Raw genomic sequence first — 24,817 nt, forward strand, 5'->3', positions numbered from 1 at the left:
TTGCATTAAAAAAAAGCTATGAGAGGGTATGAAACATAAGCCTCTCATAGATATATTTGCCCTTGGCGGCACCATTGCCATGTCAGCAGACCCTGGTGCAAGTGAGGGTGTAAAGCCAATTCTCTCTGCGGATGATCTGATCTCTGCCATACCAGGAATTACAGATATTGCGGACATCAGAACCAAACAGGTAGCTAATGTTGGCAGTGCAAATCTATCCTATCAAGACATTGCAAAACTTATTACAATGGCAAAGGACAGCGATGCTGATGGCTTTGTTGTCACCCAAGGCACAGATACCATGGAAGAAACATCCTTTCTTGCAGGATTATACTGGCCCATTAGCAAACCTCTCGTTTTTACAGGGGCTATGCGCAATCCATCGAGTCCAGGCGCAGATGGCCCAGCAAATTTATCTGATGCTATCCGTGTCGCAGCTTCAGATAAGTCTGGTGTTTATCTTGTTATGAATGGAGAAATTCACGATCCGTGTCGGGTTCGTAAAAGTCATACATCTAATCTGTCTGCTTTTCGCAGTGATGGGGGTGAATTGGGGGTGATCACAGAAAGTGAGGCACATTTTAACCAATCTCTTTCTCGATTTGCAGTTTTAGATCTCCCTAAAGAATTACCTCCAGTCGCCCATATGATGTGCGTCTTTGATCAAGATCCCCTGATTCTTGATGGTTTTGTAAAAGCAGGCTTTAAAGGGCTGGTTGTTGAAGCTTTTGGCGGCGGGCACGTAAGTGAAGCATGGCACGATGCCTTGGCATCTTTGGCTCATGATATGCCTGTTATTCTCTCTGCGCGTCCGGGCGGCGGTCGTGTTTTGAAGAAAACTTATGGATACAAAGGGGCCGAAATTGGACTGATAGAAGCAGGTCTTGTTCCCTCTGGTCGTCTCAATGGTATGAAGGCGCGCCTTTTGCTACAGACAGCACTTGCTGCTGGATTAAATTGGCGACAGCTATTTAAAGAATATGCGGACCTTTGGTAGAATTCTGAACGACGATCCTAAGGTTTGTCACTACTAAGAGAGAGTTGCACAGTTTCAAGTTTTGTCAGAATGCTTTCTAAGGCATCATGTTCTGTTGCGGTGAATTCCTTTAGAATGTCATCTTCATATTTTTTGGCTAGTGGGACGATCTCATTATAAATGCCCCAGCCATCTTCTGACAATTTTAAGATGCTTCGTCTTTTATCTTCCTCAGAAAATTCTCTTAGAATATAGCCGCTTTCTAGAAGTTTATTCACAGCACGCGAGACAGCAACTTTGTCCATCGTCCCTACTTGCCCGATGTAGCCTGCGGAAACTTCCGGGGTGACACCCAAGACAGCAATAACCCGCCATTCAGTAACAGTTATCTGATACCGTTCAATATAATACTTTGAAATAGCTTGAGAAATCCGAGTTGATAGCGTGGCAAGCCTGTAAGGCAGGAAGGTTTCAAGCTCTAAAGCGATGGCGTTATCGGTCATCTTTTGGTCTGGCATATAAGTCGCCCTTATTTAGTTTTATATGCAACTATTATGCATAGGGTTTTTACTCAAGATCAAGTCTTTATTGAAGATTATACTCTGTTGAGTATTTTATTTCTCTTAGAGTGAAGGTTGATCTTGCAGACCGAACTGCGGGGTGGGTTAAAATGTATGTGTTTAAAAAATGATCATAAGCATCCATATTTTTTGTAGAAACCAACAAGACATAATCTCTTTCACCGGAGACAGAGAAACACTGTAATACCTGTCTTAAATTCATAATATGGCCTTCAAATTGTGATTTCGTCGTCTCGTTATGCTCAGTCATTGAGACTTCAAGATAGGCTGTGATCTCTAATCCTAATTTCCTCCTACTCAAGATAGCAACAGTCTTTTTGATTAACCCGATATCAATCATTTCTCTGATGCGGCGCCAACAGCTGCTTCTGCTCATGCCAACTTTCTCTGCGAGCTCATGTTGGCTTATGTTTGAATCCTGCTGCAATTGTTCTAAAATTGCGATGTCACCCGTAGATAGTTTCATGAAAATTTTGTCCGTTATTTTTTATATTATAATACATATGTTGTTATTATTTTAGATATCTATAGGATATATGGCAATATGTCCATATTTTTGGTGTATAATGCCATTATGTTTCAAGATGAATAAGGGAAGATATAATGGCTGATTTGTTTGAGAACCCCATGGGCCTTGATGGTTTTGAATTTGTTGAATTCACGGCTCCAAAAGAAGGCATCCTAGAACCTATTTTTGAGTGTATGGGTTTTACAAAAGTAGCGAACCATCGTTCTAAAAACGTGTCCTTATGGCGTCAGGGTGATATAAACTTTATTACAAATTATGAGAAAAAATCACATGCTGGTTATTATGCAGAAGAACATGGGCCCTCAGCTTGTGGTATGGCATTCCGTGTTAAAGATGCTCATAAAGCCTATAACGACGCTCTAGAAAAAGGCGCTCAGCCAATCCATGTTGAAACTGGCCCGATGGAACTTAGATTGCCAGCAATCAAAGGAATTGGCGGAGCCATTCTCTATTTAATCGATCGGTATGAAGAAGGTGCCAGCATTTATGATATCGACTTTGATTGGATCGAAGGGGTTGATCGGCATCCGACTGGCTGTGGCTTTCACACTTTGGATCACCTAACGCATAATGTCTATCGCGGCCGAATGGATTACTGGGCAAATTATTATGAAAGTCTCTTTAATTTTAAAGAGATACGCTATTTCGACATTAAGGGCGAATATACAGGCCTCTTATCTAAGGCCATGACAGCCCCGGATGGTAAAATTCGTATTCCGCTCAATGAAGAAGCTGCTGGAGGCGGCGGCCAGATTGAAGAATTCTTGATGCAGTATAACGGAGAAGGTATCCAACATATCGCTTTCTCCTGTGATAATTTGCTTGAGTGTTGGGATCGGTTAAAGGCAAATGGCCAAAAATTTATGACGGCACCTCCTGAAACCTATTATGAAATGCTTGATGAGCGTCTTCCAGGTCACGGTGAGCCTATTGAAGACCTTCAATCTCGGGGTATTTTGCTTGATGGAACGACAGACGGTGAGCAACCACGCTTGCTTCTGCAGATATTTAGTGAAACAATGTTAGGGCCTGTCTTCTTTGAATTTATTCAGCGCAAAGATGACGATGGTTTTGGGGAAGGCAATTTTAAAGCCCTTTTCGAAAGTATTGAGCGCGATCAAATGAACCGCGGTGTTATCGGTGATCAATAAACTAGTCTGACCTCAGCTTTGATAGCTGAAAGGGGAATAAATATGTTAAAAGGTATTCATCATGTGGCATATCGCTGTGTAAATGCCAAAGAAACGGTTGAATTTTATACCAAACATCTTGGAATGGATTTCCAGCTGGCTATTGCTGAAGATGCAGTTCCTTCAACGGGGCAAGCGGATCCTTATATGCATATTTTCTTGGATGCTGGGCGTGATAACGTTCTTGCATTTTTTGAACTACCTAATTCTCCAAAACAGGGTAAAGATCCTCATTCTCCTGAGTGGGTGCAGCATATTGCATTCGAAGTTGAGAGTGAGGCTGCACTTCTGGCAATGAAAGAGAGTCTGGTGGCTGCAGGCATTGAGGTCCTTGGCCCGACAGATCATGGGATTTTTGAAAGCATTTATTTCTTTGACCCAAGTGGGCACCGCCTTGAACTTGCAGCAAATAAAGGCACCCCAGCCATGAAACAGGAACTAAAGCGTGTTGCTTGGGAAATGTTGACTGAATGGGATGAAACAAAAAAAGCACCAAAACATGCAGCCTGGTTGCATGACGGTACTGGCTTTCCACCGAAAAAGTAATCGGTTAACGTAAGGGAATGACAAATGAAATTAGCTTCACTAAATAATGGCCGTGATGGCGCTTTAGTAGTTGTCTCAGATGATTTAAATCGGATGCTGTCAGCGGCGGATATTGCCCATACGCTCCAAGAGGCTTTGGATAATTGGGACGAAGTTTGTCCTCAGCTTGAAAAACTCGCAGAGAATTTAAATGCAAATGAAGAGGCAGGCGAGCCATTTGACCAAGCTTCCTGTGCTTCACCTCTGCCGCGGTCCTATCAATGGGCTGATGGCTCAGCTTATGTAAATCATGTGGAATTGGTACGCAAAGCGCGGAATGCTGAAATGCCTTCAAGCTTTTGGACGGATCCACTGATGTACCAAGGGGGATCTGATAGCTTTCTAGCCCCGAGAGACCCTATTGTGATGCCTCAAGATGATGGCTGGGGTATCGATTTTGAAGCAGAAGTGGCTGTCATAACCGGGGATGTGCCTATGGGCGTATCTGCAGAAGAGGCCTTATCGTATATTAAGCTGATCATGATTGTGAATGATGTATCACTGCGTGGTTTAATTCCTGGGGAGCTGGCTAAAGGCTTTGGCTTTTTCCAATCTAAGCCCTCTAGCGCTTTTTCTCCCGTTTGTGTCTCACCAGATTGCCTCGGTGATGCTTGGAAAGAGGGTGTTCTTCACCTTCCTCTTGTTTCAACCTATAATGGAGCTGTTTTTGGGCGGCCAAATGCCGGGATTGATATGACTTTCAATTTTGGTCAATTAATTGCTCATGCTGCGAAGTCAAGACCTCTGTGTAGCGGTACTATCATAGGGTCAGGTACTGTATCAAATAAGTTGAATGATGGCCCAGGCAAGCCAATCAGTGAGGGCGGTGTTGGATATAGCTGTATCGCAGAGATTAGAATGATTGAAACCATCGAAACTGGAACGCCGAAAACTTCATTTATGAAATTTGGTGATCAAGTCTCCATTGAAATGTTTGATCAAGACGGCCAGAGTATCTTTGGAAAAATAGATCAAAAAGTTGTTCAGCAGTCCTAAGATCTGCTGGCTTTCTTGAGGGAAAAACATGCGTACACTTTATGGGTATTTTAGATCGAGTGCTGCCTTTCGTGTCAGAATTTCTTTGGCTTTGAAAGGTATCGATTATGTCCAAAAGTCAGTGAATCTTCATCCTGAAGTTGCTGCAAATAAAACGGATGAATTTTTAGCACTCAACCCCCAGGGAAGGGTGCCATATTTCATCGATGGGGATCTGAAAATTAGTCAGAGCCCTGCAATTTTGGATTATCTAGAAGAGGCCTATACTGACATACCGCTCATGCCGGCTGATTTAGATGATAGAACAAAGATTAGGCAGCTTTGTAATTTGATCGCCTGTGATGTACACCCCTTGAACAATTTGTCTGTTTTGCAATATCTTAAGAAAAATTTAGAACAGGGCGATGCAGCTGTTAACGCTTGGTATCAGCATTGGATTGTTGAAGGGTTTACGGCTTTAGAAGCCTTGATGAAAACCTATGGCTGTGAAGGGAGATACTGCTATGGAAGGTCCGTTTCTCTCGCGGATGTATACTTAGTGCCTCAAGTTTGGAATGCATATCGATTCAACGTAGACCTTACTTCATTCCCGTTAATTGAGGGAGTTTATAGCGAGCTCATTAAGCATGAAGCGTTTAAAAAGTCGTTGCCTGAAAACCAAGCTGACGCTCCCTAAAGTGAAAGGATTAAGGTCGTTTCGGTCATCGCATGGCAAAGGCGAACCCTAATCCGCTTATTCCTGAACATGGGGCGAGCTCTTTCCAGTTGGCCTGGATCTAAATGTACCAATCCTAGACGTGTTAGATAGTTGCGATCCCATGGCCTAAGGCCTGTAAAAAGACCCTTTTGAAAGATTACTTCTACGTCTGGCATTAACTATCCATACTGCCTATAACCAGCATTACACGTTCGATTGAAGCCCGAGGAATTCTGAGATCCTTTGCTGGATTGAATTGACGAACAATGAGATCTGTTTCATCCCACTTTCTGAATTGCTTGATATATCCCCGTTGATCGGTGGTTTCTATTACAACATATCGGCCTTTTTTAAAAGGGCGGTTCGGGTGGATGTAGAGCAAATCACCATCTTCATATTTGGGGCTCATACTATCCCCTGTAATATAAACCGCAAAAGCCTCAGTGACGCCCAAAAGTGTTTGAGGTCTGTCTGTCCAGTCAATCGGGTCGTCATTCATTATTAAATTCCCGTCAGGGCCCCCTTGTGCGGCCCCCATAACAGGCAAATCTCTCAAAGAGTTATGGGAGGGGGCATAAGGAGGGATGCTGTCCTCTTTTAAGGTCATTAATCGGTCTGCTGTTGTGCCGTGTACAAGTTCATGGGGGTCAAGACCTAAGCTATCAGCAAGTTTGAGTAGATTGCGCGGGTTTTTAGTCGCATCGTTTTCTAACCGCTCTATAGCTTGTTGAGAAATGCCAATTTGCTTTCCTAATTCTCTTTGAGAGAGGCCTAAGATACGTCGTCGATAAGAGACGCGTTTCCCCAATGAATTCATAAGACTGTCCATTTATTCTTGCCTTTTACTATTGTCACTATGACTGTTCATAAAGAATTTTCCCTGAGAAAACAATTAAAAACATTTTATTATAACAAATAATTTTGTTATTGTTTCTCGCCGGAGAGTCTCTTGAGTGAGTTAAGAGAACTACTTCGGTGGTTTTTGTATTGAGTAAGGAGTTAAATTATGACAGGAGATATATTCACACCAAAAGAGCAGCTTGGCAGTCAATGGACCTCTGAACAGGTGGAAGCTTTTCTGGTTGAAGCGACTTGGACATTGAGATGTTTACCAGATAAAGAGCAAGGCTTTCTAAGAATGAGAAAGACCATATGGGATACAAAAAGTTCAAACTTATATAATAATAACAATACTATAAAGAAAAATTCTTATAATAAAGCCTCTTTAGATCCAAGACATATTGATCGATATATTGATATTTTGGAATGGCTAAGGTTGCTCCCAGATCCGCTTGATAGGCAATTGGTATTTTGGGGGTGTTGGCACCTCAATGGGCGAGCACGTCTATCATCGAAAGAAAAGATGCCGTGGAAAAGAGTCGCTTTCTCTCTGCGTCCAGTCCTGCTTTCGCGTATTCAATTGTGGCGCAGATATAAGGCAGCTCTCTCTTTTATGCGTGCTGTACTAGACCAACAGAGAATGAAATAACAATTAAAAACAATTAAATTGTTGACATTTGCAACCATATGTGGCATATGAAACATCCTAATTGATATAACGACTATTTTTCCCTTACTGATCAGCAGATACCTTGCTTTGATCGGTTTTTATACTCTTCAATTTGGTTTAGTCTTCTTTCTTTCATATGGATATATATGGTGCGTAATAGGAAAAAGTCCTCAGCGCGGGTGAAGCGATTTTTATCGTCACTCAGCACTGGGGCTACAGTTAGTTTTGCTGCAGAACAAGCGCGTGTTTCCCCTTCGACTGTTTATAAGTGGCGCACCTCAGATCCGGCCTTTGCTGTTGAATGGGACGCTGCGGTTGAGGCCGGAACAGATCGTCTAGAGGATGAGGCTTATAGAAGAGCTCTGGAAGGCGTAGAGCGGCCTGTCTATTTCGGTGGTAAACCTATCGGAAGTGTTCGTGACTATTCAGATAGCCTGCTGGTTTTGATGCTAAAAGCAAGGCGACCAGGTAAATTTAAAGATAAAGTGACCGAGAAGGACCCCGTTTCGGAGGGGCTGGAGCAAGCTCATGAGGCTCTTATCAGCAAACTCATTCAGAAAACTTCCAAAGCCGACCATTGAAGAGGCAATAAGAAGCCTAACAAGTACTGAAACTGAAATGTTACGCTATTCATGGGCATTTTGGGCGCGTAATGATCAATTAGCACCTGAAGGTGAATGGATACACTGGCTCCTTCTTGCCGGCCGGGGCTTTGGGAAAACCAGAACCGGGGCAGAATGGGTTCGATATCTCATCGAGACAGGGCAGGCAAGCCGGATTGCTCTGGTTGCGCCTACAGCGTCTGATGCAAGATACACTATGGTTGAAGGAGAGAGCGGGTTGCTTGCGATTTCACCGCCTTGGTTTCGGCCTTCTTATGAGCCGGCAAAAGCCTGTCTCACTTGGCCAAATGGCGCTAAAGCGTTTCTTTATTCTGCAGAAGAACCAGATCGGCTTAGAGGTCCGCAACATGATGCTGCATGGCTAGATGAACTGGCTGCATGGCGTCAATTAGATCAATGTTGGGATATGTTGCTGTTTGGGCTTCGACTGGGAAAGCGGCCACGGACCTGTATCACGACGACACCCCGTCCGCTTGGCTTAGTGAAGGCTTTGCTTGTGGACCCAGACGTGCATGTAACTCGCGGCACTACATTTGATAATTTGACCAATCTGGCGCCCAGCTTTCAACAAATGATTCTATCGAAATATGAAGGAACACGGCAAGGCAGACAGGAACTTTATGCAGAAATTCTTGAGGAACTGTCTGGGGCCCTATGGACGCAAGGTTTAATCGATCGTTATCGTGTTGACACTGCCCCTCTGTTAGAGCGAGTTGCGATAGCTGTGGATCCGCCAGTCTCAACGGGGGAAGGGGCCGATGAATGCGGGTGCATAGTTGTTGGGCTCAGCAAAAAGAAAAAGGCTTATGTCTTGGCTGATGAAACAACTCAGGGACTTTCGCCCTTAGAATGGACGGAAAAGATAGTCAAAACATATTATGCGTATTTAGCGGATGAATTGATCGTGGAAGTAAATCAAGGTGGTGATCTTGTGGAGACATTAATTCATCAAGTAGATAAGCGCGTAAAAGTCAAGCCAGTTCGTGCTTTCCAGAGTAAGTTAGCTCGGGCTCAGCCTGTAGCATTGCTCTATGAGAAAGGTCAAGTTCATCACGTTGGCAGGCTCGAAATCCTTGAAGATCAGCTGTGCCATTATGACCTTTCTGCAAATACAAGGCCGCAGAGTCCTGATCGGCTTGATGCTCTAGTATGGGCGCTTACGTCTCTCGTCTTAGAGACCAATCAGACCCTGCAAATCAAGTCACTATAACATACCCCATTCATTTAAAAGAGGAGATAGGAATGTCATTTTTGAAAAAATGGCTGCTCCGATTATCTGAGAAATCAAGAGATCATGGAAAGCCATCCCCTACGCGGAGAGTGCATTTTGTAAAACCCCCTCGCGTCGATACATCTCTCAACCGTTATGACCTCTTTAGTAAGGAGGGTTATCAGCGGAATGTTATTGTCAATCGATCAATAAACATGGTTGCCCGAGGAGTTGCTTCAATTCCGATAACTCTACACCGTTCTGGGGAAAGATTGGTTAGGCATAAGGCACTTGATCTCGTGAAAAAACCAAATCCACTGCAAAAAGGGACAGGCTTGTTATACAATATGACAGGCTATTACCTCATTGCAGGCAATAGCTATCTTTTATCGTTAGGGCCTCCTGAGGGTCAGCCTAAGGAACTTTGGTTATTAAGGCCAGATCTTGTCAAAGTGTCTTTATATCCGCAGTCCATTGATCCGCTGTTTAGTTACGGGCAAGGAGAACAACTGCGTCATTTCGACCGACAATCCGTGCTTCATTGGCATAGCTTTAATCCTCTCTGCGAATGGCACGGCTTCTCTCCTCTGGAGACTGCTGCAACGGCCATTGATCTACACAATGAGAGCAGTCGGTGGAACTTATCGCTCATTAAAAATGGGGGGTGTCCTAGCGGTGTTTTATATCAAGAAGACGCCGCGGATTCCCTTACAGAGGGCCAATTTTCGCGATTAAAGGCACAAGTCAATGATCATTATTCTGGGGCCGTAAATGCTGGACGCCCTTTACTCTTGGAAGGCGGCTTGAAGTGGCAAGATATGTCAATTTCGCCGAGCGATATGGACTGGCATCGGGGAAAGAATATGTCGGCAAGGGAAATTGCTTTGGCTTTTGGTGTTCCGTCTCAGCTTGTGGGTATCCCTGACTCTCAAACTTATTCGAATATGGCAGAGGCACGTTTAAGTCTGTGGGAAGAAACAATTCTTCCTCTGCATCAAGAAATTCTTAATCATTTAAATGCCTGGCTTCTTCCCAGATATGACGAGGACTTAGAATTTAAGGCGGATTTAGAGGCCGTTCCCGCCCTTGACTTAAAGAGAAGCCGAAAAATTGATCGCCTGAATAAAGCGACCTTTATGACCCTTAACGAAAAAAGAGAAGCCTTAGGACTTGATCCTATTCAGGAAGGAGAGCACTGCCATGACTAAGAGAGAAATGATCAGCCCCTTAGAGGTGAAATTTTGTTCTGATGAAGGAAGTTTTGTGGGCTATGGGTCTCTTTTTAATCAATTAGATCGGGACGGAGATACCATAGAAAAAGGCTGCTTTCTTCAAAGTTTGAGTAAGAGACATCCTGCATTTCTATGGCAACATTGCCATCGTGAACCAATCGGTATCTTTACTTCAATCGAAGAAGATGCTCGCGGCCTTCTTGTGAAAGGGAAATTATGTTTAACTGGCCGGGGAAAGGAAGCATATGATCTCCTTAAACTTGGCGCGCTGAATGGCCTGTCCATTGGGTTTCGTGCTCGAGAGACTTCAAAAAATACAAAGACAGGGCATAGAATAATACACAAGGCTGATTTGCTTGAAATTTCACTTGTTACGTTTCCTGCACTTGAGGAGGCCCGTATTCACCACGTGAAAACTGCGCATGTAGAACAGGGTATCAACTATCAATCGCTCATATCCCATATTGAGACACGCACAAAATCACTCTCGCATCAGTAGAGGGATTGAGTATTTTGAAAAATTTCATCAGCAGGAGAGCCCCCTCGGTTCTCCTGTTTTTTTATCACAAAAGGAGAGACATATGGAACTGACAGATATAAAATCAGCCGTGGATCAATACGCTGATGCTGCAGAAACGAGCATGAATAGTTTACAGCAAAGGCTAGAAGACGTTGAGATGAAAATGGAAAGGCCCGCCCTTTTGCATAGTCAACAGAAGGTTGGTGAGACTTCCTTGAAATCTTCTCACAAACATAGTTTTCTCAGAGACTTTATGATCAAAGGAGATGCATCTGCCCTGCGTCATGTTGAAACAAAAGCCTTATCAACCACGACGGGAGGAGACGGGGGATTTGCCGTCCCCGAAATAATTGACAGTCAAATTGAACATCTTCTGAAACAATTATCTCCGCTTAGATCACTTGTGAAAGTTAAGAATATAGAGACTTCAGATTATAAAAAATTAGTGAGTATTGGCGGTGCCTCTTCAGGCTGGATTGGTGAAACCGGCAATAGAAATGTTACTGACAGCCCCGCTTTAAAAGAAATCGCCATAACCCCAGGTGAAATATACGCTAACGCTGCTGCCACACAGAGAGCTCTTGATGACTTACAATTTGATGCGGAATCTTGGTTGATGGATGAAGTTGCAGAGGAATTTTCCCTTCAAGAATCTGCGGCTATGGTCATTGGAGATGGTCACCATAAACCAAGGGGGTTTTTGACTGCGATTATGAGTGATGAAAAGGATGAGGAACGTGATTTTGGTGCAATTCAGTTTCTGTCTTCTGGTGTCGAAGGGGCGTTTCCCAGTGAAAATCCTGCTGATCTATTGATTGATCTTATTCACTGTTTAAAAGCGCGCTATAGAAAAGGGGCTGTCTTTTTGATGAATAGTAAAACATTGTCGCTCATAAGAAAATTTAAGGATTCAGATGGTCATTTCCTTTGGAAAGCTAGCTTGAAGGAAGGGGCTCCAAGTTTGCTTCTTGGATATCCAGTTTATGAGGTTGAAGAGATGCCTGATGTTGCTAATAATAGCCTCTCTATTGCTTTCGGTAATTTCGAGCGAGGGTATCTTCTTGTAGAGCGCTCCGGCACTCGTGTTTTACGCGATCCCTATAGCAATAAACCTTATGTTCATTTTTATGCAACTCGAAGAATTGGTGGGGCAGTCATAAACAGTGAGGCGATAAAAATACTCAAATTTGGCGCAACCTAATGCCATCAATTTTTCACTAATAGAATCACCTATAGAGAGAATTTGTTATTAAAAATGCTCTTTATGGGTGTTTTGTGCTTTCTAATCAACTTTTTATGATCTTTGATTTCCATAAGGTTTATAGATATTTACACTTTAAGATATATAAAATATTATAATAAGTTGCAAAATTAATCCGCTAAGTTATACGAATTTATCCAAACATTTAACAGAAGAGGCACCTATGGAACTTACCTATACAGATATATTAAAAGTTAGAGCTCAGTCTGATATTGAAGATGGATTGATTAGTATTTTCCTGACAAATACTGTGGCACGCACATATGAAGAGGTTATGGCCTGTGCCTTAGCGGGTATTCATGACCTACATTTGAGGCTTGATATGGTTGCTTGTGATACAGTGGATTTAAAGATCTCTCAGGAAGAATTGCAAGAACAGACCTTGTATAAGCACGGGTTAGCAACATTTATCGTCTTTCTAGATGATCACGCGACAGTCGTCTGGAAGCCTCTTGTGAGGCCAATATCCGTCTAAACTTAAACAATCGTTACATATGCCGTCCACTTTTGGGGCGGCATTTTTTTTGCTTATTCAGGAGAGTTTTATGAAAAATGAACTATTACATCCGCCCGAAGATCAAGCTTTAACTCTTAAGGCCGTTCAAGATCACCTCCGGATCACTCACACGGGAGAAGACGAAACCCTGCAGCGCTTAATTGAAAGTGTGACCAGTTATTTTGAGCAGACCTATTCTCTCGCGCTGATCCGGCAAAAGTGGGGTCTATGGCTCGATCACTGGCCTCACCAAGATAAAAGTCCGTGGTGGGAGGGGGTATCTGACGGGGCTCTCCGGGATGTTTTTGATAGTAATGGAGGGGTTAAAATACCGCAAAGACCCTTACTTGAGGTTTCTGAAGTGTCCATTCTAAATTCAGAATCAGATGCTGAAGAATGGGGCCGTGACTATTATCGATGGTCAGGGGGATTGGAACCAAGACTGATCCTTAAAGAAGGTCTGATCTGGCCAGCACCAAAAATTAACACAGAAGGCATATACATCAGCTATATTGTCGGTTTTGGAGATCATAGTTTCGATGTGCCTATGTTGATTAGGCACGGGCTTTTAGAAATGATGACGTTTCTGTATAGCAATCGCGGTGGTGACTTAAGAAATGCAGAAAAAGCCAGCGGAGCTTATAGTCTCTGGTCTCCCTATCGAAGGGTTTCCTTATGATGAAACCATACTTTGAAAAAAAATCTAAAATTATTCTTGGTCATATGAATAAATCTATACGTCTTTACCGAGAAACGCACCGTACAGGGAGAGGCGGTCAAATTCTCAAAACATATGCCATTATAGAAAATGTCTGGGCAGCTGTGAGCAGTCGGTATAGTTCCTCAGTTTCTCGTGCTTCAACTCACTGGCGAGAGAGTGCGGTAAATTTCATTCTCTACAATAGTCCTACATATAGGGCGACGAAACGGATTGAATGGGAAGATACGCTTTATACAGTGTATGCATTCAGGGATCCAGATGGGGATCAACGCTTCCTTGAAGTGCAAACGACAGCCCTACCAGAGACAGCGTCTTTGAACGGTGCAGAAGAGGAGGGAGTATGAGTCCCAAAATCCTCTCAGCTGTTCACACGTCCCTCTATGAAAAACTCATGACGTCTGAGGCCTTAACTACTGCAGGAGTGCGGCTTTATGATTACCCTCCTGAAAATGCGCCATTGCCCTATGTCTGTTTTGAAGAAACGGGTTTTAGACCTGTTGATACTAAATCCAGTTCCGGGATGAAAATTACAGTAACTTTAGCCATTTGGTCTGAGAATTTAGGCCAATTAGAAGTAAAAGAAATCATGGACTCTCTTAGGGAGGTTCTGAAGGAGAGTCTCATAGTACCCTCTGAAGATGGAACAGAAGTATCTGTATCTTATTATACGGTAGACAGCGCTAAGGTTACGCAACTGCACCAAAAAAATACCATTCTAATGAAGGGGACGCTGATATTTTCAGTGACAGTCCATGCTGTCGTAGGCTCCCACTCATTAAACTTTCTATGACTTACACATAAATATGACAACATATTTCATCGATCATGATTGATGATATTTTAAAGGAGATCCAAATGATTCCACAAAAAGGAAAAGACTTTCTGTTGCTTGTTGAAGATATGTCCAACGAAGGCAGTTTTCTACAGATTGGCGGGTTCCGATCGAATAGTTTTTCGATCAATGGTGAAACTGTCGATATCACGTCAAAAAATTCCAGAGGCTATAGAGAATTGCTAGACGGGGCAGGTATTAAGTCTCTGTCTACTTCAGGCTCAGGTATTTTTATGAGTGATGAAACTATTAAATTCGTGAATGGTGTCGCTCTGACTGGAATTATACATACTTGGCAATTAGTGGTTCCTGGGATGGGCAGTTATACGGCGCCTTTTGCTCTCACGACTTTTGAAATGAGCGGTGAACATAATGGGGAAGTCACTTATTCCCTCAGCTTAGAAAGTGCGGGTTTGGTGGCTTATAGCAGATAGGAGGCTTTAATGGCGCATCATGCAGTTGGCGAAACCAGCTTAAAGGTTGGTGAAGATATTTTTACACTCAGGCTTACCCTTGGAGGGATGCAAGATCTTGAAGATTTTGGAGACTGCTCTCTTTTCACTTTTTGGGATAAAACCTTTGAAGGAAATAGCCTGAGGGTTGGTAACTTTTTGACCATCTTGGCTGTAATGTTAGGAGAAAAGGCAGGCAGTAAGGAAGCAGAACTGCAGGCTTTTAATGCCTTTCATCAGGCAGATTTATCTTTGCTTATAGAAAAAGTGGCAACTTGTTTCAACCAGACCTTAAATCCAAGGGAGGGGCCGGGAAAGCCCAAGATGAGGTAGAACAGCTTGAAGGGAAAGTGGCGTCTATAGAAGTTATTGATTGGGGCGGGCTTTATGAAATGGCCGCCCTTTGCTGCATCTCTCCTGCCTGTCTACATCAGTATACTTTCCCAGAATTACTATATAGTTACAGAGCGTGGCAACGGTCCCAGGGAATTGATCCTGATAAAGATTTAAAAGCACCACAAATGACAAGAGAGAGAATGACGACACTTTTTAAGGAATATGTGCCTTGATATTTCTAGGTCACTATTTTTATGAATAAAATTTAAAGATGTATTGACTCACTTAATAATAGTATTTAACGTTGAAGTAGTTTTAGGAGTTTAGAGTAATGATCCTGAAGACATTTTTTACTATTTTAGTAGTTCCAATTGTTATGTTGTTTGCAGCAGATTATCCGGTCAATGATCCGTTACTGTGGCAGTATAAGTGTAGGACTGAAAGACTGAAAGATTTTTCTGACATATTTGCGGATAAATCTGATCGGGTTAACTATGTATATATTAAAGAATGTCAATCAACAGCTTATCTGTTAAATGGCCCTGAAGATGATTTCTTTCTTACCTTCAATATTCGACAAAATAGTAGGGGAGATCGACGCGCTTATCTAGGGTTGCCTGAGTTAATGGAATTTGAGGATATAGAGTTCCGCTTTGACGATGATCCATTCATCAAGTTTAAGTGTATTTTGGTCATAGAACCGGCTTGCCTTCTTGCTGAAGGATTCAGAGTGAATGGTGTTATTAATAAGCTAAAAACCAGCAAATCAATGTCGCTTCTTATTCACACAACCACAAAAGATACATTTCAGATCACATTTAAAACGGCCATTGCTGAGAAGGTTAAATTTCCGCCTCTAAGTCTGGAGTAGATTGTTTTGTTACTCACCTTCAGGAATTATATAATGTTTAGAATATCGATAACTATAATCCTACTCACACTTTTCAGTCAATTTTCTAAAGCGTCTGACACTCTTCAAGATTGGGATACCTATACAATGGGCATGAAGGGGTGTGTTGATGATCCCTGGACTACCATGAAACTCTGTTTAAAGACCTATTTATTCTATTCACTGGAATTACGGGAGTATAAAGCTTACCTAGAAGTGGTGCAAATGAAGAATGGGGAAAAAATTCTTTTTATCCATGCAGTAAATTATCCTGAAAAAATGCCTGAAACTATCGAAATACTGTTGCCTGGATCCCCTGACATTACAGCTCGATGTGGTGTGATCAATATACCGCAGCTTTGTTTAATTGCTAAGGGGAATGCTATTCAGGGAATATTGAGGAAATTGTTCGAATCTAGTGCTTTAACACTCACTTTAAATTCATCTGATGATAAGCATTATTCTTTGAGTGTTATGCCGTGGAATAACATTCCGATTCTATATAAAAAAGGGCTTTTCAAAAACTAAGGTCAGGTTTGCCTATACGAAGGTAAGGAGAGCGTTGCTCTCCTTTTTTTATGGAGATATATAAGTATGAAATCCTTGTTAGTTATCTTAAAGAAAGCCGTTAAAAATAGCAGGAACATTTTAATTAGACTCAAAAAAAAATATAAAGATTTTCCTCTTGCCGAAGGATTAACTCTCCTGGATACAGTTGTAACGATAATTTCAGCGTTTGAGAAAAATGCCGCTGAACAAGCCTTAGAAGACTTTACTGTTAGAAGAAAAGCAGGGCATAAGTTTGAAGCCTTCAAGTATGCTCCAAGACAGGTTGTTAGAAATTATGCACAGAGTGAGGAGATTGAGGGATACCCACATCAGCAAGCCTTTAATGATGTTATCCATAAAATGGATGGTGCCAATCGCTGGACAGAAGAAGGGCGCGACACGCTGACCTATTTAGATAAGAATAAATCCTTATCTCACAGTGAAATTCAAGAGGATGAAGGGTATCAATCGCTTATTAACAAGCTTGATCAGTCTTTGTTAGCTTCTACCAACAACGGTGGCCCCCGGCCTCAAATTGATCTGTCTGTCTTCTCGCGACAGCTTACCTGTCTTGAAGAAATAAGAGCTGATATTGCTTCTATTCGAGCCTGTTTGGGAGAAATATTTCAGCCAAGGCAACATACTCCTTCTCTGCCATTCACTTTCTCGCAAACATCACTTTCTTCAGAACTGACTAAAGAAGATCAAACTTTACCGACTTTAGCTAAACCGTCTCAGCAATTTCTGCCACAGAGTTCCGTTGGTCAGACAATAGAGTTAAAGCAACCCACTAAGGACACGCTCTCTTCAATACTGGCCGAGACGAAAAAAGGCCATAAGCTATTGAAGGCTGAAGAGAAGGGTAAAGCTCTCTATACAGCGGGTATTGCCATGCAGGAAAATATTGCACAAGCTATGAAAGCAGGCTTTCCTCTCAATCTTGTGTTGATGGCACAAGCTGCAGCACAGGGTAAGAAAGTTATACAAACAATTAAGGGGCAATTTCACAACGGAGTATCTTTCGTTCCTGGAAGTGGTAGCTACTATCTACAGGGAGGCGAGCGTGTTTTAGCAAAGGAAACAAATTTAGATTTAAAAGCCTTTATGAAAGGGATGAAACCCCAAAGCGCTTCTCCCGCCGCTATCGATCGTTCTTTTAAACCTGATGTTACAGTGAATGTTACCGGTGATGTTTCTGAAGAAACAATTCATAAGGCACGTCAATCCTTTAAAAATCAACTCACTGAACTGTATCGAGAGCATTGTCTAATCTCTCCTTTTCCGGACTGAACAGCATATCATCCTCATTAGGGGGATATGACTATCATTTTCTCTCATCAATTCTCTTAATCAGCTGCCAATTTGGTGGCTATTTTTATAGAAGGAGTATTTTATGCCCACTCTGTCTCGTGCAGAAGTTCTGGCTTTACCAGAATTGCCCTTTGCCAGGCCGACGTCTTCTCTATCTGAAGCGCGGATCGTTTCTCAGACAATGACCAGTCACCGTCAATCTCAATTTTCACAAGCTTTAAGCGGCCGCATTATGACAAAAGCTACGGGCGCTCAATGGTTCGAAATGCACTTAACATTCTCCCCCATGCGCGCAGAACAGGCTTTAAGAATGATTGGCTTTCTAGAGAAAATGCAAGGTCGGATAGGCTATTGTCGTATCCCTCTCTTCCCAGACGCAGGGTCTTCAGATTTAACCGTAGGGAGCTATGTTAACTATAGCAATCACAGTAAGTTATACGTGGTGACAAGCCTGTCTGGCGCATCCCCCACTGTTGCGCCGAGACCTTTAAATGAAGGTGGAAGCCTCATTGTTCCGTCAACATCAAGTCGAGATGATCACCTAGTCTATATGGCCGCATCATTAAAGAGTGATCATCAGTCAATTGAGGTTAAACCCGATGGCTTAAATCACATTAATCTCACATTTATTGAAAGGTTAGAATGATGATAGCAATAACCCATGATCAGATGGTGGCTCTGAGCGCGCCGACCCTCACCTATGCCTGGTTGGTTGACCTGCCATTTGAAACCTATTTAACAACGCATGCGGATGATGTGGTTGTTGAAGATAAGTCTTATCTAGCCTCTGCTCATATTCAATCAATTCCCATGCTCTCCAGAAGTCAGGGTATCAAAGTTCAAGATCTTTCTTTAACCTTCACTCAACAGCAAACTGAGTTACAAGATTTATTCTCTCGTCCTGATATCTTTGGGCAAGGTGTTTCATTGAAGTTGGTTCTCTTCACAGAGGATGGACAGCCTGTGAGCCATAGGGCGATTGATGTTTATAAAGGCTATTTCGACCATTGGACACACCATCAAAACCCTAAAAGAGAGCTTATCACAGTGGTTTTGTCTAGTCCGTGGTCAAAACCCAATAAAACATCAGGCCGACTGGCAAATCCAGCAGAGCATCAAAAAAACCATTCAACCGATAAGTTTTTTGAATTTTCTTATGATACGAAGAAAATTTTGGGATGGGGAGGCGAAGTTTAATGGGACTTTTAAGCACTCTTTTTCGCGTTTTCTTCTCGGGGCCCAAACAGGACCGGACAGTAGGCATTGATACATCTGGGGCCACCGCTGGATTGAAAATTGTATACGGGACCGTCAAAATGACCCCGATTACTGTTTATAAATGTGTTTCAAGGGATCATATGCCAGTTCAATCAGGAAAATATGATCAAGAGTTGTTACCTCTCTCGCGCGCTTATGAAGAGCGAAGACCATATTCAGACTGGCTTTATAAAGTAGATGTATGGGGCTTAGGGCCGCTGACATCTATTGAGCAGCTATGGGTTGACGGTGAAGATAGCAGAAGCAGAAAATTTACAAGGCGACCTTATATTAGAGCCCATTCACAATTGGGGAGACCACGCCAAAAGGCTATTGTTGAGTTATCGAGGGTAGAGGGATCTCAGTGGACAACACAACACCGCGGGTTTGATATTTGCTATAGTGTACACCGTTTTTATGCCTCCAAGAATAAACCCCTTTTTAGGGCAGAACCTAGTACGGAAGCACTTGTAAAGGGCAGGGCAGTCTATGATCCAAGACAGAGAGATCAGCTCGCTTCGGACCCTTCAACCTGGGCTTATAGTGAAAATTCAATATTAATCGCTCTGGATTATCTTATGGCCGAGTATGGCATCGGGGCAAACGCGGAAGAAATTGATTGGGAGAGTTGGAAACAAGCAGCAACTTACTGTGATGCCACGCTGTTAGATATTCCCGATGTCATGCGACACGAAGAAGTTCAACCAGGAAGAATTTTTGATGATCGTTATAATGAATGGATGGAAATCAATCAGGGGGATCGTTACCCTGATTACAGGCCAAAACAAACGGCTGGGATCAGAACGCTAAGACGTCATGAGGCACACATTGCTCTGGATCCTAAGCGGCCAGCCGTCGAGAATATGCGATTGCTTCTGGAAGGACTTGCTTGGTCAATGCCATGGTCAAATGGCAAACATAAAATTATCTTAGAACATTCAGTCACACAGAATGATGTTGTAGCTCATTTTGATGGGCATGATATCATGGGGGATGTAAAGATTTCATATGGAGGCCTAAAAGACCGCTATAATCAAGTCACCATAGAATTTTTGAATGCGAATAAAAATTATGAAGCTGATGCTGTCAGCTGGCCACCTTTCAGCAAAGCATCAAATAGTATTTATCAAGGCTATCTAGCAGAGGATCAAAATCAAAAACTTCATAGTCGCCGCAAAGTTGAAGCCATTTCTGATTTTTACCAAGCGCAAGCGTTCGCAGAATTTCTTGTTCGAAAGAGTAGAGTTAAAACATCGATCAGAAGCCTACCTCTTAGTCCCCGTGCCATTTTACTAGAGCCAGGGGATGTGATTTCCCTATCTTTACCAAACTATACAGAGGCTACGGCCTTGTTTAGGGTTGAGAATATTGCTTTTGGTCATGGCCTCGATCCTGTCGTAGATCTGCATCTTTATGAGGCTTCTGTTTACGGTGTCACCTCAGAGCAAGAACCCTATTCACCTAAGGTAGGTAAAGAATGGGAAATACCTGAGAGTGTGGATGATCTGTCAGCAGCCGCTTTCAAGGAAAGAAATTCTGATGGTACAGCTCTGTTCGGATTTGATCTGACATGGACGACCCCAAGTCTAACATCGGGTATTGATTTCATTGAAATCGCGTGGCGTGCCCATAGGACGGGTCAAGCACCAGAGGCGGAAGAGGAGGCCTATACTGAAACGCTGGTTATCCCAAAAGAGGTTTCAACGGCTAAAATTAAAGGCCTGAAGGATAATAGATCTTATGATATTAGGGTATCCTATCGGACCGCGTTGGGCCAAGTCTCAGAAATTTCATTCTTGACCGCTGCACTCCCTGATTACCCCACGACAGTCATTGCGGCTGATACTGAATCTGTCGCCGGTAGAGAGGCAGGGGACGTGGATAACGATGCCCAAATAGGAAGAGAATTATCAGAGCATAATACGACCAAACTAGACCCTTCTTCAGTTGAGGGTTTGGATATCGATGTGAGAACCCTCCAAGCCAGTGGAGGCGAGTTAATTGTTTCTGCCCAAGATTCTCTCCACGAAGGTGGGCAGATCAAATTGAAAGGTGCCAGTGTTTTTCCTGACTATTACGTTGATAATTATCTGGGCCACTGCCGAGTTGTTTGGCCTAGTGAAAATAAGGAAATCTTTCGATTTCACGTGGGTGGCGGATTTTGGTTTAGTAATAAAAAGGCCTTTGAGACCTATGATCAATGGCTGCGGATTAATTCAACATCCGGATTTTCTAGCGGTATTTATACGGGCACAAGTTTGATCAGAACGGACAATATGATCCAAGTTGGATCATGGGGCGCTGCTTTTTCTGTGAATAAATATGGTTCGGGTTTTTTTGCGAAAGAGGTGACAGTCGTCGAAGAAGTTAAAGCTGGAGAGGCATATCAGCTCTCGCTGGATACGAGGCCAGAGGATGTTACCCCTCTAACGAATGGGTTGGCACTAACCCTCAGGCTCGCCGGTTACCAAAAGACGGAAGCTGCTGTTATAGGCCTACCTTCCTATGGGTTTGATTATAGCGAAGTTAGGGCGATAGCCCCTAATTTATGCATGCGGGATTCTCGGGGACGCCACTATATTGCCTATCCCAAGGTTACGGTTCTCAACACTGAGGCGATAAAAAGCCTGCATTCAAGTTATCAAGATCTTCTAAGGCGAGTGTCGATCCTAGAAGAGCGCTTAAGTCACCGTCCCTACACTTAGAGAATAACATCGTCATCGATCACGGAAAAGGAGACAAAAATGGACAAATTTATGCAATCATTTCTGGCGGAACGCGCCGCTAAAAATATACCTCAAGAGGTAAAGGAACTCTTATTAATTCGTCAGCAAGCAGAACAGACTCTCAGACGATTGGATAGGCTCTTACATCGATTTCATGAAATCATAGATACCCATGGGCCGGAGGGTCAAAGGCCTCTGTTTGACCAAGCTGATTGTCGCGCAATCCGTAAAGTTAAAAATGCTTTTCTTGAGGGGGGAATTTCAATGCCATCCCACAGCCATGAGAAAGAGGAGGGGTTTGCCTATCAAGGGTTAAAGGCGTTGGTAAAGGCCTTAAAAGGAGGGGATAGTGCTCACTTTCATCTTTCTTCTTAGTATGGGAATGGAATTCAATATTCTTCACTCTCTGTCTAAGGTCAGTGTGTTTCATGCTGCTGAATCCCCTAGCGTATGAGTAAACAGAAAAAATCAGCTGCTGATATGTCTGTGTCGACACATCAAGCCTTAGTAACAGCTACCGAGGCTCTTCTGAAAATCGATCAACATGAAAAGATATGTTCTACCCGGTGGGGACTATTAACGCGCCTTTTACTGATCACTGTATTCAAATTAGGCGCCCTTCTTTTCTTTTTACTTAGCGATAAATTAGGTTGGATTTAATCGCCACTTTAGGAGCCAGTTCTATGAGTTTATTGTCCCTACTAAAAGCCGTGAAACCGTCAGCATCACTCAAACAAATCGGAGCTATTTTAGATCAACTCTTTACAAGTGAGGACGAAAAACTCTCAAAAAAAATAATCTTGGAGAGACTTTCCCAAGAAAAATATTTAGCCCAAACACGGATTAATGAAGTCGAAGCGGCGCATGCCTCTCTTTTTGTAGCAGGATGGCGTCCTTTTGTTGGATGGATTTGTGCTTTGGCACTGGCTTGGCACTTTATCTTTTATGATATGATAAACTGGATTATGACAAGCTTCTACCCTTTGTACCCTTCTGTTCCGCCGCTCTCTAGCACAGAAACATTGATCACAGTCCTCTTATCGATTTTAGGGATTGGTGGCTTGCGTACTTTTGAAAAATATACAGGTGTGAATGCACACCACTAGAAATGGCATAACCTTTGCATATTAAAGACCGAATGGAAGCAGCAAAGCCGTTAAATAGGTAAAAAGTGCTATGCTGTTTAGGTTAATTTTGGGATCAAAGGTATAGGGTATGTCATTAAATTCGATCATTAATACCTCTTTGTCAGGGTTGTTTGTTAATCAACAGACCCTACAGGTTGCATCGAATAATATTGCTAATGTGAATACACCTGGCTATAGCCGATTGGTCGTGGAGCAAGCCCCTAACGTGGTTCAGGGCAGTTCTGCGGGGGTTATTGTCTCTGGTGTGACCCGCGTTGTTGACCGATTTTTAGAATCTGCGTTTAGAACATCTTCTTCAAATGCAGCAGAATATACAGCCCAGCGTGAATTCCAGGATCGTATTCAAGGGCTTTTGGGCGATCCCAATGCAGATAGCTCCTTGTCTCAAAGACTTTCAGATATTTATGTTTCAATTGCTGACATGTCGCTCAATCCTGCGGATACCTTGAGACGACAACAGACGCTCAATGAGATGCAGACATTTTTGGATAATATTTCTCTTATACAAGATGAAGTGCAAAATCTGAGAAATGAGACCAACCAGCAGATCGCAGAAAAAACTGACGAATTAAATGAGCTCTTTAATCGGGCTTATGAACTTAATCCGCTGATTGCAAAGGCAAGTGCGGAGGGGAATAATGCTGGGTCTCTTGAAGGAGAGATGGGGCAGGTTCTGGATAAGATATCTGAGTTTATGGATATTACAGTTCAACAAAATGATGAAGGTACATATAGAGTGACCACATCAAGCGGGATCACTGTTGTCGATAATACAACAAAAACCCGCTTAGAGTATGAAGCACCTGGTACCGTAGATTCCTCCTCTTACTTTGACCCTATTGAATTATATAGGCTCAATCCTAATACGGATGAAGTAACAAGTTCTGGTCGAGATATGAATGGTCAAATCCGGTCTGGATCGCTGAGAGGGCTCATGGACCTTAGAGATGAGCAACTTGTGAATCTTTCCACAACCTTAGGGGAGTTCTCAGCTCGTTTCACAGACCAAATGAATGCTGTTCATAATCAATATTCTGCTGTGCCGGCACCAAATTCTTTGGAGGGCAAGACCACCTTCATCGATGGCTCTCAAAATGTTAATTTTACAGGGGAAGTAACTTTTGCCGTTACGGATAGTAACAGTCAACTTGTTGCCTCCCATACAGTTGATTTTGATAGCACGGCTTTTGCTGACTACGATGCATTAGTCACAGCAGTCAATACAGGCTTGGGCGGGGCAGGGACATTGGCTTTGACAAATGGTCAGATGTCTTTGACAGCGGCCAGTAGTTCCAATGGTGTCGTTATTGCTGATAATGAGACAACACCTTCTTCCCTTTCTGGCCGGGGCTTCTCTCACTTCTTTGGTATGAATGATGTGATCAGTGGTCGAGAACAAGGAATTTACGAAACCGGCCTCACAGGCAGTGACCCTCACACGATGACCAATGGTGAAACAATTGAGTTCAGAGTTCTTGACCGAAATAATTCTGAAATTTCTACAGTCACCGTTACAATTTCAGGGACGGATATAGATGATGTCATTGCCGAACTTAATGACAATACCGGCTTGGGTGCTTATGTGACATATGCCTTAGATTCTAAGGGACAGTTAACATGGACTTCCAATAATACAATTACCGATGTTGATATTCAATTGATCTCTGATGCGACAGAGATGGGATCAACGGGGGTTGGTTTTACTAAGGCATTCGGTCTTGATAAAAGCTATCAAATTGATGCAGGCCATGAACTTTCAGTGCGGAATGAATTGAGCCAAGATCCTTCATTGTTCGCTGTGAGTGACTTCGACCTGACAGGATCAGTGGGCGATGTTGTCCTTACTTCAGGGGACCAACGCGGTGCGCTTGCATTCCAAGAGACGGAAACAGAAGTCTTTCAATTTGGCGATGCTGGCGAGTTAAGAGCGGCAGATGCTAGTCTTCAACAATATCTTGCCCAGTATCTTGGGAATGCAGGCTTGATGGCTCAGCGTTCAGAAAATTTAGAAATTGATAATTTGGCTCTTAGAGATGAGCTTGAACTGCGCCGCAGTGATGTGAGCGGTGTTAATCTGGATGAGGAATTGTCTAGCCTGGTTGTCTACCAGAATGCTTACAATGCTTCAGCAAGAGTGTTATCTACGGTTCAAAGTCTCTACGATTCCTTGTTGCAAGTGGTATAGGAGTT

The 24,817-nt window shown here is 42.9% G+C and carries 31 protein-coding genes; 27 read left to right on the forward strand and 4 right to left on the reverse strand.

Going from position 1 to position 24,817, the window contains the following annotated elements; translation table 11 throughout:
* The first annotated feature begins 28 nt into the window (after window positions 1–28).
* A complete protein-coding gene (locus QGN29_RS10800) occupies window positions 29–997 on the forward strand; it encodes an asparaginase (RefSeq protein WP_310797870.1) in 969 nt (322 codons plus the stop codon).
* Between the two features lie 17 nt (window positions 998–1,014).
* On the opposite strand, the gene QGN29_RS10805 is transcribed toward QGN29_RS10800, so the two are convergent.
* Both QGN29_RS10805 and QGN29_RS10810 read right to left on the reverse strand, forming a co-directional pair.
* The gene (locus QGN29_RS10805; protein ID WP_310797871.1) at window positions 1,015–1,494 is read right to left on the reverse strand and encodes a MarR family winged helix-turn-helix transcriptional regulator; all 480 of its coding nucleotides are present in this window, start codon (window positions 1,492–1,494) and stop codon (window positions 1,015–1,017) included.
* A 67-nt stretch (window positions 1,495–1,561) separates the two neighbouring features.
* On the reverse strand, window positions 1,562–2,023 hold the full coding sequence (locus QGN29_RS10810) for an Lrp/AsnC family transcriptional regulator (RefSeq protein WP_310797872.1): 462 nt from the start codon (window positions 2,021–2,023) through the stop codon (window positions 1,562–1,564).
* A 137-nt stretch (window positions 2,024–2,160) separates the two neighbouring features.
* Here QGN29_RS10810 and hppD point away from each other — a divergent pair, with 137 nt between their 5' ends.
* The 4 genes from hppD to maiA are packed head-to-tail and all read left to right on the forward strand — an operon-like array spanning window position 2,161 to window position 5,533.
* Complete coding sequence (gene hppD / locus QGN29_RS10815; protein ID WP_310797873.1) at window positions 2,161–3,237, forward strand: 4-hydroxyphenylpyruvate dioxygenase; 1,077 nt, start codon at window positions 2,161–2,163, stop codon at window positions 3,235–3,237.
* 42 nt (window positions 3,238–3,279) lie between these two features.
* Window positions 3,280–3,822 carry a VOC family protein gene (locus QGN29_RS10820; RefSeq protein WP_310797874.1) on the forward strand — a complete coding sequence of 181 codons (543 nt, stop codon included), beginning with the start codon at window positions 3,280–3,282 and terminating at the stop codon, window positions 3,820–3,822.
* 24 nt (window positions 3,823–3,846) lie between these two features.
* The gene (locus QGN29_RS10825) at window positions 3,847–4,857 is read left to right on the forward strand and encodes a fumarylacetoacetate hydrolase family protein (RefSeq protein WP_310797875.1); all 1,011 of its coding nucleotides are present in this window, start codon (window positions 3,847–3,849) and stop codon (window positions 4,855–4,857) included.
* A gap of 28 nt (window positions 4,858–4,885) precedes the next feature.
* Window positions 4,886–5,533: a maleylacetoacetate isomerase gene (gene maiA / locus QGN29_RS10830; RefSeq protein WP_310797876.1), complete on the forward strand. Its 648-nt coding sequence runs from the start codon at window positions 4,886–4,888 to the stop codon at window positions 5,531–5,533.
* On the opposite strand, the gene QGN29_RS10835 is transcribed toward maiA, so the two are convergent.
* Window positions 5,530–5,730, reverse strand: coding sequence for a hypothetical protein (locus QGN29_RS10835; protein WP_310797877.1), 201 nt, complete (start codon window positions 5,728–5,730; stop codon window positions 5,530–5,532). The two genes, maiA and QGN29_RS10835, sit on opposite strands and share 4 nt — an antisense overlap.
* Entirely contained in the window at window positions 5,730–6,371 is a 642-nt protein-coding gene (locus QGN29_RS10840; RefSeq protein ID WP_310797878.1) for an XRE family transcriptional regulator, read from the reverse strand. Before QGN29_RS10840 ends, QGN29_RS10835 begins: the two co-directional genes overlap by 1 nt.
* A gap of 189 nt (window positions 6,372–6,560) precedes the next feature.
* Between QGN29_RS10840 and QGN29_RS10845 the strand changes: the two genes are divergently transcribed.
* The 22 genes from QGN29_RS10845 to flgK all read left to right on the forward strand — a co-directional run bounded on the left by QGN29_RS10845 (window position 6,561) and on the right by flgK (window position 24,812).
* Window positions 6,561–7,043 (forward strand): hypothetical protein, encoded by a 483-nt coding sequence (locus QGN29_RS10845; protein ID WP_310797879.1) that lies wholly within the window; start codon window positions 6,561–6,563, stop codon window positions 7,041–7,043.
* Window positions 7,044–7,213: 170 nt separating this feature from the next.
* Window positions 7,214–7,645, forward strand: coding sequence for a hypothetical protein (locus QGN29_RS10850; RefSeq protein ID WP_310797880.1), 432 nt, complete (start codon window positions 7,214–7,216; stop codon window positions 7,643–7,645).
* The gene (locus QGN29_RS10855) at window positions 7,593–8,897 is read left to right on the forward strand and encodes a DNA-packaging protein (protein WP_310797881.1); all 1,305 of its coding nucleotides are present in this window, start codon (window positions 7,593–7,595) and stop codon (window positions 8,895–8,897) included. Before QGN29_RS10850 ends, QGN29_RS10855 begins: the two co-directional genes overlap by 53 nt.
* Before the next feature lie 32 nt (window positions 8,898–8,929).
* Entirely contained in the window at window positions 8,930–10,105 is a 1,176-nt protein-coding gene (locus QGN29_RS10860) for a phage portal protein (protein WP_310797882.1), read from the forward strand.
* Window positions 10,098–10,628, forward strand: a complete 531-nt coding sequence (locus tag QGN29_RS10865) for an HK97 family phage prohead protease (protein WP_310797883.1) — start codon at window positions 10,098–10,100, stop codon at window positions 10,626–10,628. The genes QGN29_RS10860 and QGN29_RS10865 overlap by 8 nt, the downstream gene beginning before the upstream one ends.
* An 82-nt stretch (window positions 10,629–10,710) precedes the next feature.
* Complete coding sequence (locus tag QGN29_RS10870; RefSeq protein WP_310797884.1) at window positions 10,711–11,850, forward strand: phage major capsid protein; 1,140 nt, start codon at window positions 10,711–10,713, stop codon at window positions 11,848–11,850.
* Between the two features lie 223 nt (window positions 11,851–12,073).
* Window positions 12,074–12,385 carry a hypothetical protein gene (locus QGN29_RS10875; RefSeq protein ID WP_310797885.1) on the forward strand — a complete coding sequence of 104 codons (312 nt, stop codon included), beginning with the start codon at window positions 12,074–12,076 and terminating at the stop codon, window positions 12,383–12,385.
* 70 nt (window positions 12,386–12,455) lie between these two features.
* Window positions 12,456–13,085 (forward strand): head-tail connector protein, encoded by a 630-nt coding sequence (locus QGN29_RS10880; protein ID WP_310797886.1) that lies wholly within the window; start codon window positions 12,456–12,458, stop codon window positions 13,083–13,085.
* The gene (locus QGN29_RS10885) at window positions 13,082–13,471 is read left to right on the forward strand and encodes a phage head closure protein (protein ID WP_310797887.1); all 390 of its coding nucleotides are present in this window, start codon (window positions 13,082–13,084) and stop codon (window positions 13,469–13,471) included. The genes QGN29_RS10880 and QGN29_RS10885 overlap by 4 nt, the downstream gene beginning before the upstream one ends.
* Window positions 13,468–13,917 (forward strand): DUF3168 domain-containing protein, encoded by a 450-nt coding sequence (locus QGN29_RS10890; RefSeq protein WP_310797888.1) that lies wholly within the window; start codon window positions 13,468–13,470, stop codon window positions 13,915–13,917. The genes QGN29_RS10885 and QGN29_RS10890 overlap by 4 nt, the downstream gene beginning before the upstream one ends.
* Window positions 13,918–13,982: 65 nt before the next feature.
* Window positions 13,983–14,393, forward strand: a complete 411-nt coding sequence (locus tag QGN29_RS10895; protein ID WP_310797889.1) for a phage major tail protein, TP901-1 family — start codon at window positions 13,983–13,985, stop codon at window positions 14,391–14,393.
* Window positions 14,394–14,402: 9 nt separating this feature from the next.
* On the forward strand, window positions 14,403–14,744 hold the full coding sequence (locus QGN29_RS10900; RefSeq protein ID WP_310797890.1) for a hypothetical protein: 342 nt from the start codon (window positions 14,403–14,405) through the stop codon (window positions 14,742–14,744).
* A 334-nt stretch (window positions 14,745–15,078) separates the two neighbouring features.
* Complete coding sequence (locus tag QGN29_RS10905) at window positions 15,079–15,618, forward strand: hypothetical protein (protein ID WP_310797891.1); 540 nt, start codon at window positions 15,079–15,081, stop codon at window positions 15,616–15,618.
* A gap of 33 nt (window positions 15,619–15,651) precedes the next feature.
* Window positions 15,652–16,164: a hypothetical protein gene (locus QGN29_RS10910; RefSeq protein ID WP_310797892.1), complete on the forward strand. Its 513-nt coding sequence runs from the start codon at window positions 15,652–15,654 to the stop codon at window positions 16,162–16,164.
* 66 nt (window positions 16,165–16,230) lie between these two features.
* Entirely contained in the window at window positions 16,231–17,475 is a 1,245-nt protein-coding gene (locus QGN29_RS10915) for a hypothetical protein (RefSeq protein WP_310797893.1), read from the forward strand.
* 103 nt (window positions 17,476–17,578) lie between these two features.
* Complete coding sequence (locus QGN29_RS10920) at window positions 17,579–18,142, forward strand: hypothetical protein (RefSeq protein ID WP_310797894.1); 564 nt, start codon at window positions 17,579–17,581, stop codon at window positions 18,140–18,142.
* Window positions 18,139–18,693 carry a hypothetical protein gene (locus QGN29_RS10925; RefSeq protein ID WP_310797895.1) on the forward strand — a complete coding sequence of 185 codons (555 nt, stop codon included), beginning with the start codon at window positions 18,139–18,141 and terminating at the stop codon, window positions 18,691–18,693. The genes QGN29_RS10920 and QGN29_RS10925 overlap by 4 nt, the downstream gene beginning before the upstream one ends.
* Window positions 18,693–21,458: a phage tail protein gene (locus QGN29_RS10930; RefSeq protein ID WP_310797896.1), complete on the forward strand. Its 2,766-nt coding sequence runs from the start codon at window positions 18,693–18,695 to the stop codon at window positions 21,456–21,458. The genes QGN29_RS10925 and QGN29_RS10930 overlap by 1 nt, the downstream gene beginning before the upstream one ends.
* Window positions 21,459–21,497: 39 nt before the next feature.
* The gene (locus QGN29_RS10935) at window positions 21,498–21,854 is read left to right on the forward strand and encodes a hypothetical protein (protein WP_310797897.1); all 357 of its coding nucleotides are present in this window, start codon (window positions 21,498–21,500) and stop codon (window positions 21,852–21,854) included.
* A 75-nt stretch (window positions 21,855–21,929) separates the two neighbouring features.
* A complete protein-coding gene (locus tag QGN29_RS10940; protein ID WP_310797898.1) occupies window positions 21,930–22,139 on the forward strand; it encodes a hypothetical protein in 210 nt (69 codons plus the stop codon).
* A 23-nt stretch (window positions 22,140–22,162) separates the two neighbouring features.
* On the forward strand, window positions 22,163–22,585 hold the full coding sequence (locus QGN29_RS10945; protein ID WP_310797899.1) for a 3TM-type holin: 423 nt from the start codon (window positions 22,163–22,165) through the stop codon (window positions 22,583–22,585).
* A gap of 109 nt (window positions 22,586–22,694) precedes the next feature.
* Window positions 22,695–24,812 carry a flagellar hook-associated protein FlgK gene (flgK, locus tag QGN29_RS10950; RefSeq protein WP_310797900.1) on the forward strand — a complete coding sequence of 706 codons (2,118 nt, stop codon included), beginning with the start codon at window positions 22,695–22,697 and terminating at the stop codon, window positions 24,810–24,812.
* Window positions 24,813–24,817 lie beyond the last annotated feature (5 nt).

The sequence above is a fragment of the Temperatibacter marinus genome, assembly GCF_031598375.1.
Classification (GTDB): domain Bacteria; phylum Pseudomonadota; class Alphaproteobacteria; order Sphingomonadales; family Kordiimonadaceae; genus Temperatibacter; species Temperatibacter marinus.

Bases quoted from the DNA above. Each gene is read 5' to 3' on its own strand.
- QGN29_RS10800 (WP_310797870.1), top strand. From the start codon at position 29: ATGAAACATAAGCCTCTCATAGATATATTTGCCCTTGGCGGCACCATT.
- QGN29_RS10805 (WP_310797871.1), bottom strand. From the start codon at position 1,494: ATGCCAGACCAAAAGATGACCGATAACGCCATCGCTTTAGAGCTTGAA.
- QGN29_RS10810 (WP_310797872.1), bottom strand. From the start codon at position 2,023: ATGAAACTATCTACGGGTGACATCGCAATTTTAGAACAATTGCAGCAG.
- hppD (WP_310797873.1), top strand. From the start codon at position 2,161: ATGGCTGATTTGTTTGAGAACCCCATGGGCCTTGATGGTTTTGAATTT.
- QGN29_RS10820 (WP_310797874.1), top strand. From the start codon at position 3,280: ATGTTAAAAGGTATTCATCATGTGGCATATCGCTGTGTAAATGCCAAA.
- QGN29_RS10825 (WP_310797875.1), top strand. From the start codon at position 3,847: ATGAAATTAGCTTCACTAAATAATGGCCGTGATGGCGCTTTAGTAGTT.
- maiA (WP_310797876.1), top strand. From the start codon at position 4,886: ATGCGTACACTTTATGGGTATTTTAGATCGAGTGCTGCCTTTCGTGTC.
- QGN29_RS10835 (WP_310797877.1), bottom strand. From the start codon at position 5,730: ATGCCAGACGTAGAAGTAATCTTTCAAAAGGGTCTTTTTACAGGCCTT.
- QGN29_RS10840 (WP_310797878.1), bottom strand. From the start codon at position 6,371: ATGAATTCATTGGGGAAACGCGTCTCTTATCGACGACGTATCTTAGGC.
- QGN29_RS10845 (WP_310797879.1), top strand. From the start codon at position 6,561: ATGACAGGAGATATATTCACACCAAAAGAGCAGCTTGGCAGTCAATGG.
- QGN29_RS10855 (WP_310797881.1), top strand. From the start codon at position 7,593: ATGAGGCTCTTATCAGCAAACTCATTCAGAAAACTTCCAAAGCCGACC.
- QGN29_RS10860 (WP_310797882.1), top strand. From the start codon at position 8,930: ATGTCATTTTTGAAAAAATGGCTGCTCCGATTATCTGAGAAATCAAGA.
- QGN29_RS10865 (WP_310797883.1), top strand. From the start codon at position 10,098: ATGACTAAGAGAGAAATGATCAGCCCCTTAGAGGTGAAATTTTGTTCT.
- QGN29_RS10870 (WP_310797884.1), top strand. From the start codon at position 10,711: ATGGAACTGACAGATATAAAATCAGCCGTGGATCAATACGCTGATGCT.
- QGN29_RS10875 (WP_310797885.1), top strand. From the start codon at position 12,074: ATGGAACTTACCTATACAGATATATTAAAAGTTAGAGCTCAGTCTGAT.
- QGN29_RS10880 (WP_310797886.1), top strand. From the start codon at position 12,456: ATGAAAAATGAACTATTACATCCGCCCGAAGATCAAGCTTTAACTCTT.
- QGN29_RS10885 (WP_310797887.1), top strand. From the start codon at position 13,082: ATGATGAAACCATACTTTGAAAAAAAATCTAAAATTATTCTTGGTCAT.
- QGN29_RS10890 (WP_310797888.1), top strand. From the start codon at position 13,468: ATGAGTCCCAAAATCCTCTCAGCTGTTCACACGTCCCTCTATGAAAAA.
- QGN29_RS10895 (WP_310797889.1), top strand. From the start codon at position 13,983: ATGATTCCACAAAAAGGAAAAGACTTTCTGTTGCTTGTTGAAGATATG.
- QGN29_RS10900 (WP_310797890.1), top strand. From the start codon at position 14,403: ATGGCGCATCATGCAGTTGGCGAAACCAGCTTAAAGGTTGGTGAAGAT.
- QGN29_RS10905 (WP_310797891.1), top strand. From the start codon at position 15,079: ATGATCCTGAAGACATTTTTTACTATTTTAGTAGTTCCAATTGTTATG.
- QGN29_RS10910 (WP_310797892.1), top strand. From the start codon at position 15,652: ATGTTTAGAATATCGATAACTATAATCCTACTCACACTTTTCAGTCAA.
- QGN29_RS10915 (WP_310797893.1), top strand. From the start codon at position 16,231: ATGAAATCCTTGTTAGTTATCTTAAAGAAAGCCGTTAAAAATAGCAGG.
- QGN29_RS10920 (WP_310797894.1), top strand. From the start codon at position 17,579: ATGCCCACTCTGTCTCGTGCAGAAGTTCTGGCTTTACCAGAATTGCCC.
- QGN29_RS10925 (WP_310797895.1), top strand. From the start codon at position 18,139: ATGATGATAGCAATAACCCATGATCAGATGGTGGCTCTGAGCGCGCCG.
- QGN29_RS10930 (WP_310797896.1), top strand. From the start codon at position 18,693: ATGGGACTTTTAAGCACTCTTTTTCGCGTTTTCTTCTCGGGGCCCAAA.
- QGN29_RS10935 (WP_310797897.1), top strand. From the start codon at position 21,498: ATGGACAAATTTATGCAATCATTTCTGGCGGAACGCGCCGCTAAAAAT.
- QGN29_RS10940 (WP_310797898.1), top strand. From the start codon at position 21,930: ATGAGTAAACAGAAAAAATCAGCTGCTGATATGTCTGTGTCGACACAT.
- QGN29_RS10945 (WP_310797899.1), top strand. From the start codon at position 22,163: ATGAGTTTATTGTCCCTACTAAAAGCCGTGAAACCGTCAGCATCACTC.
- flgK (WP_310797900.1), top strand. From the start codon at position 22,695: ATGTCATTAAATTCGATCATTAATACCTCTTTGTCAGGGTTGTTTGTT.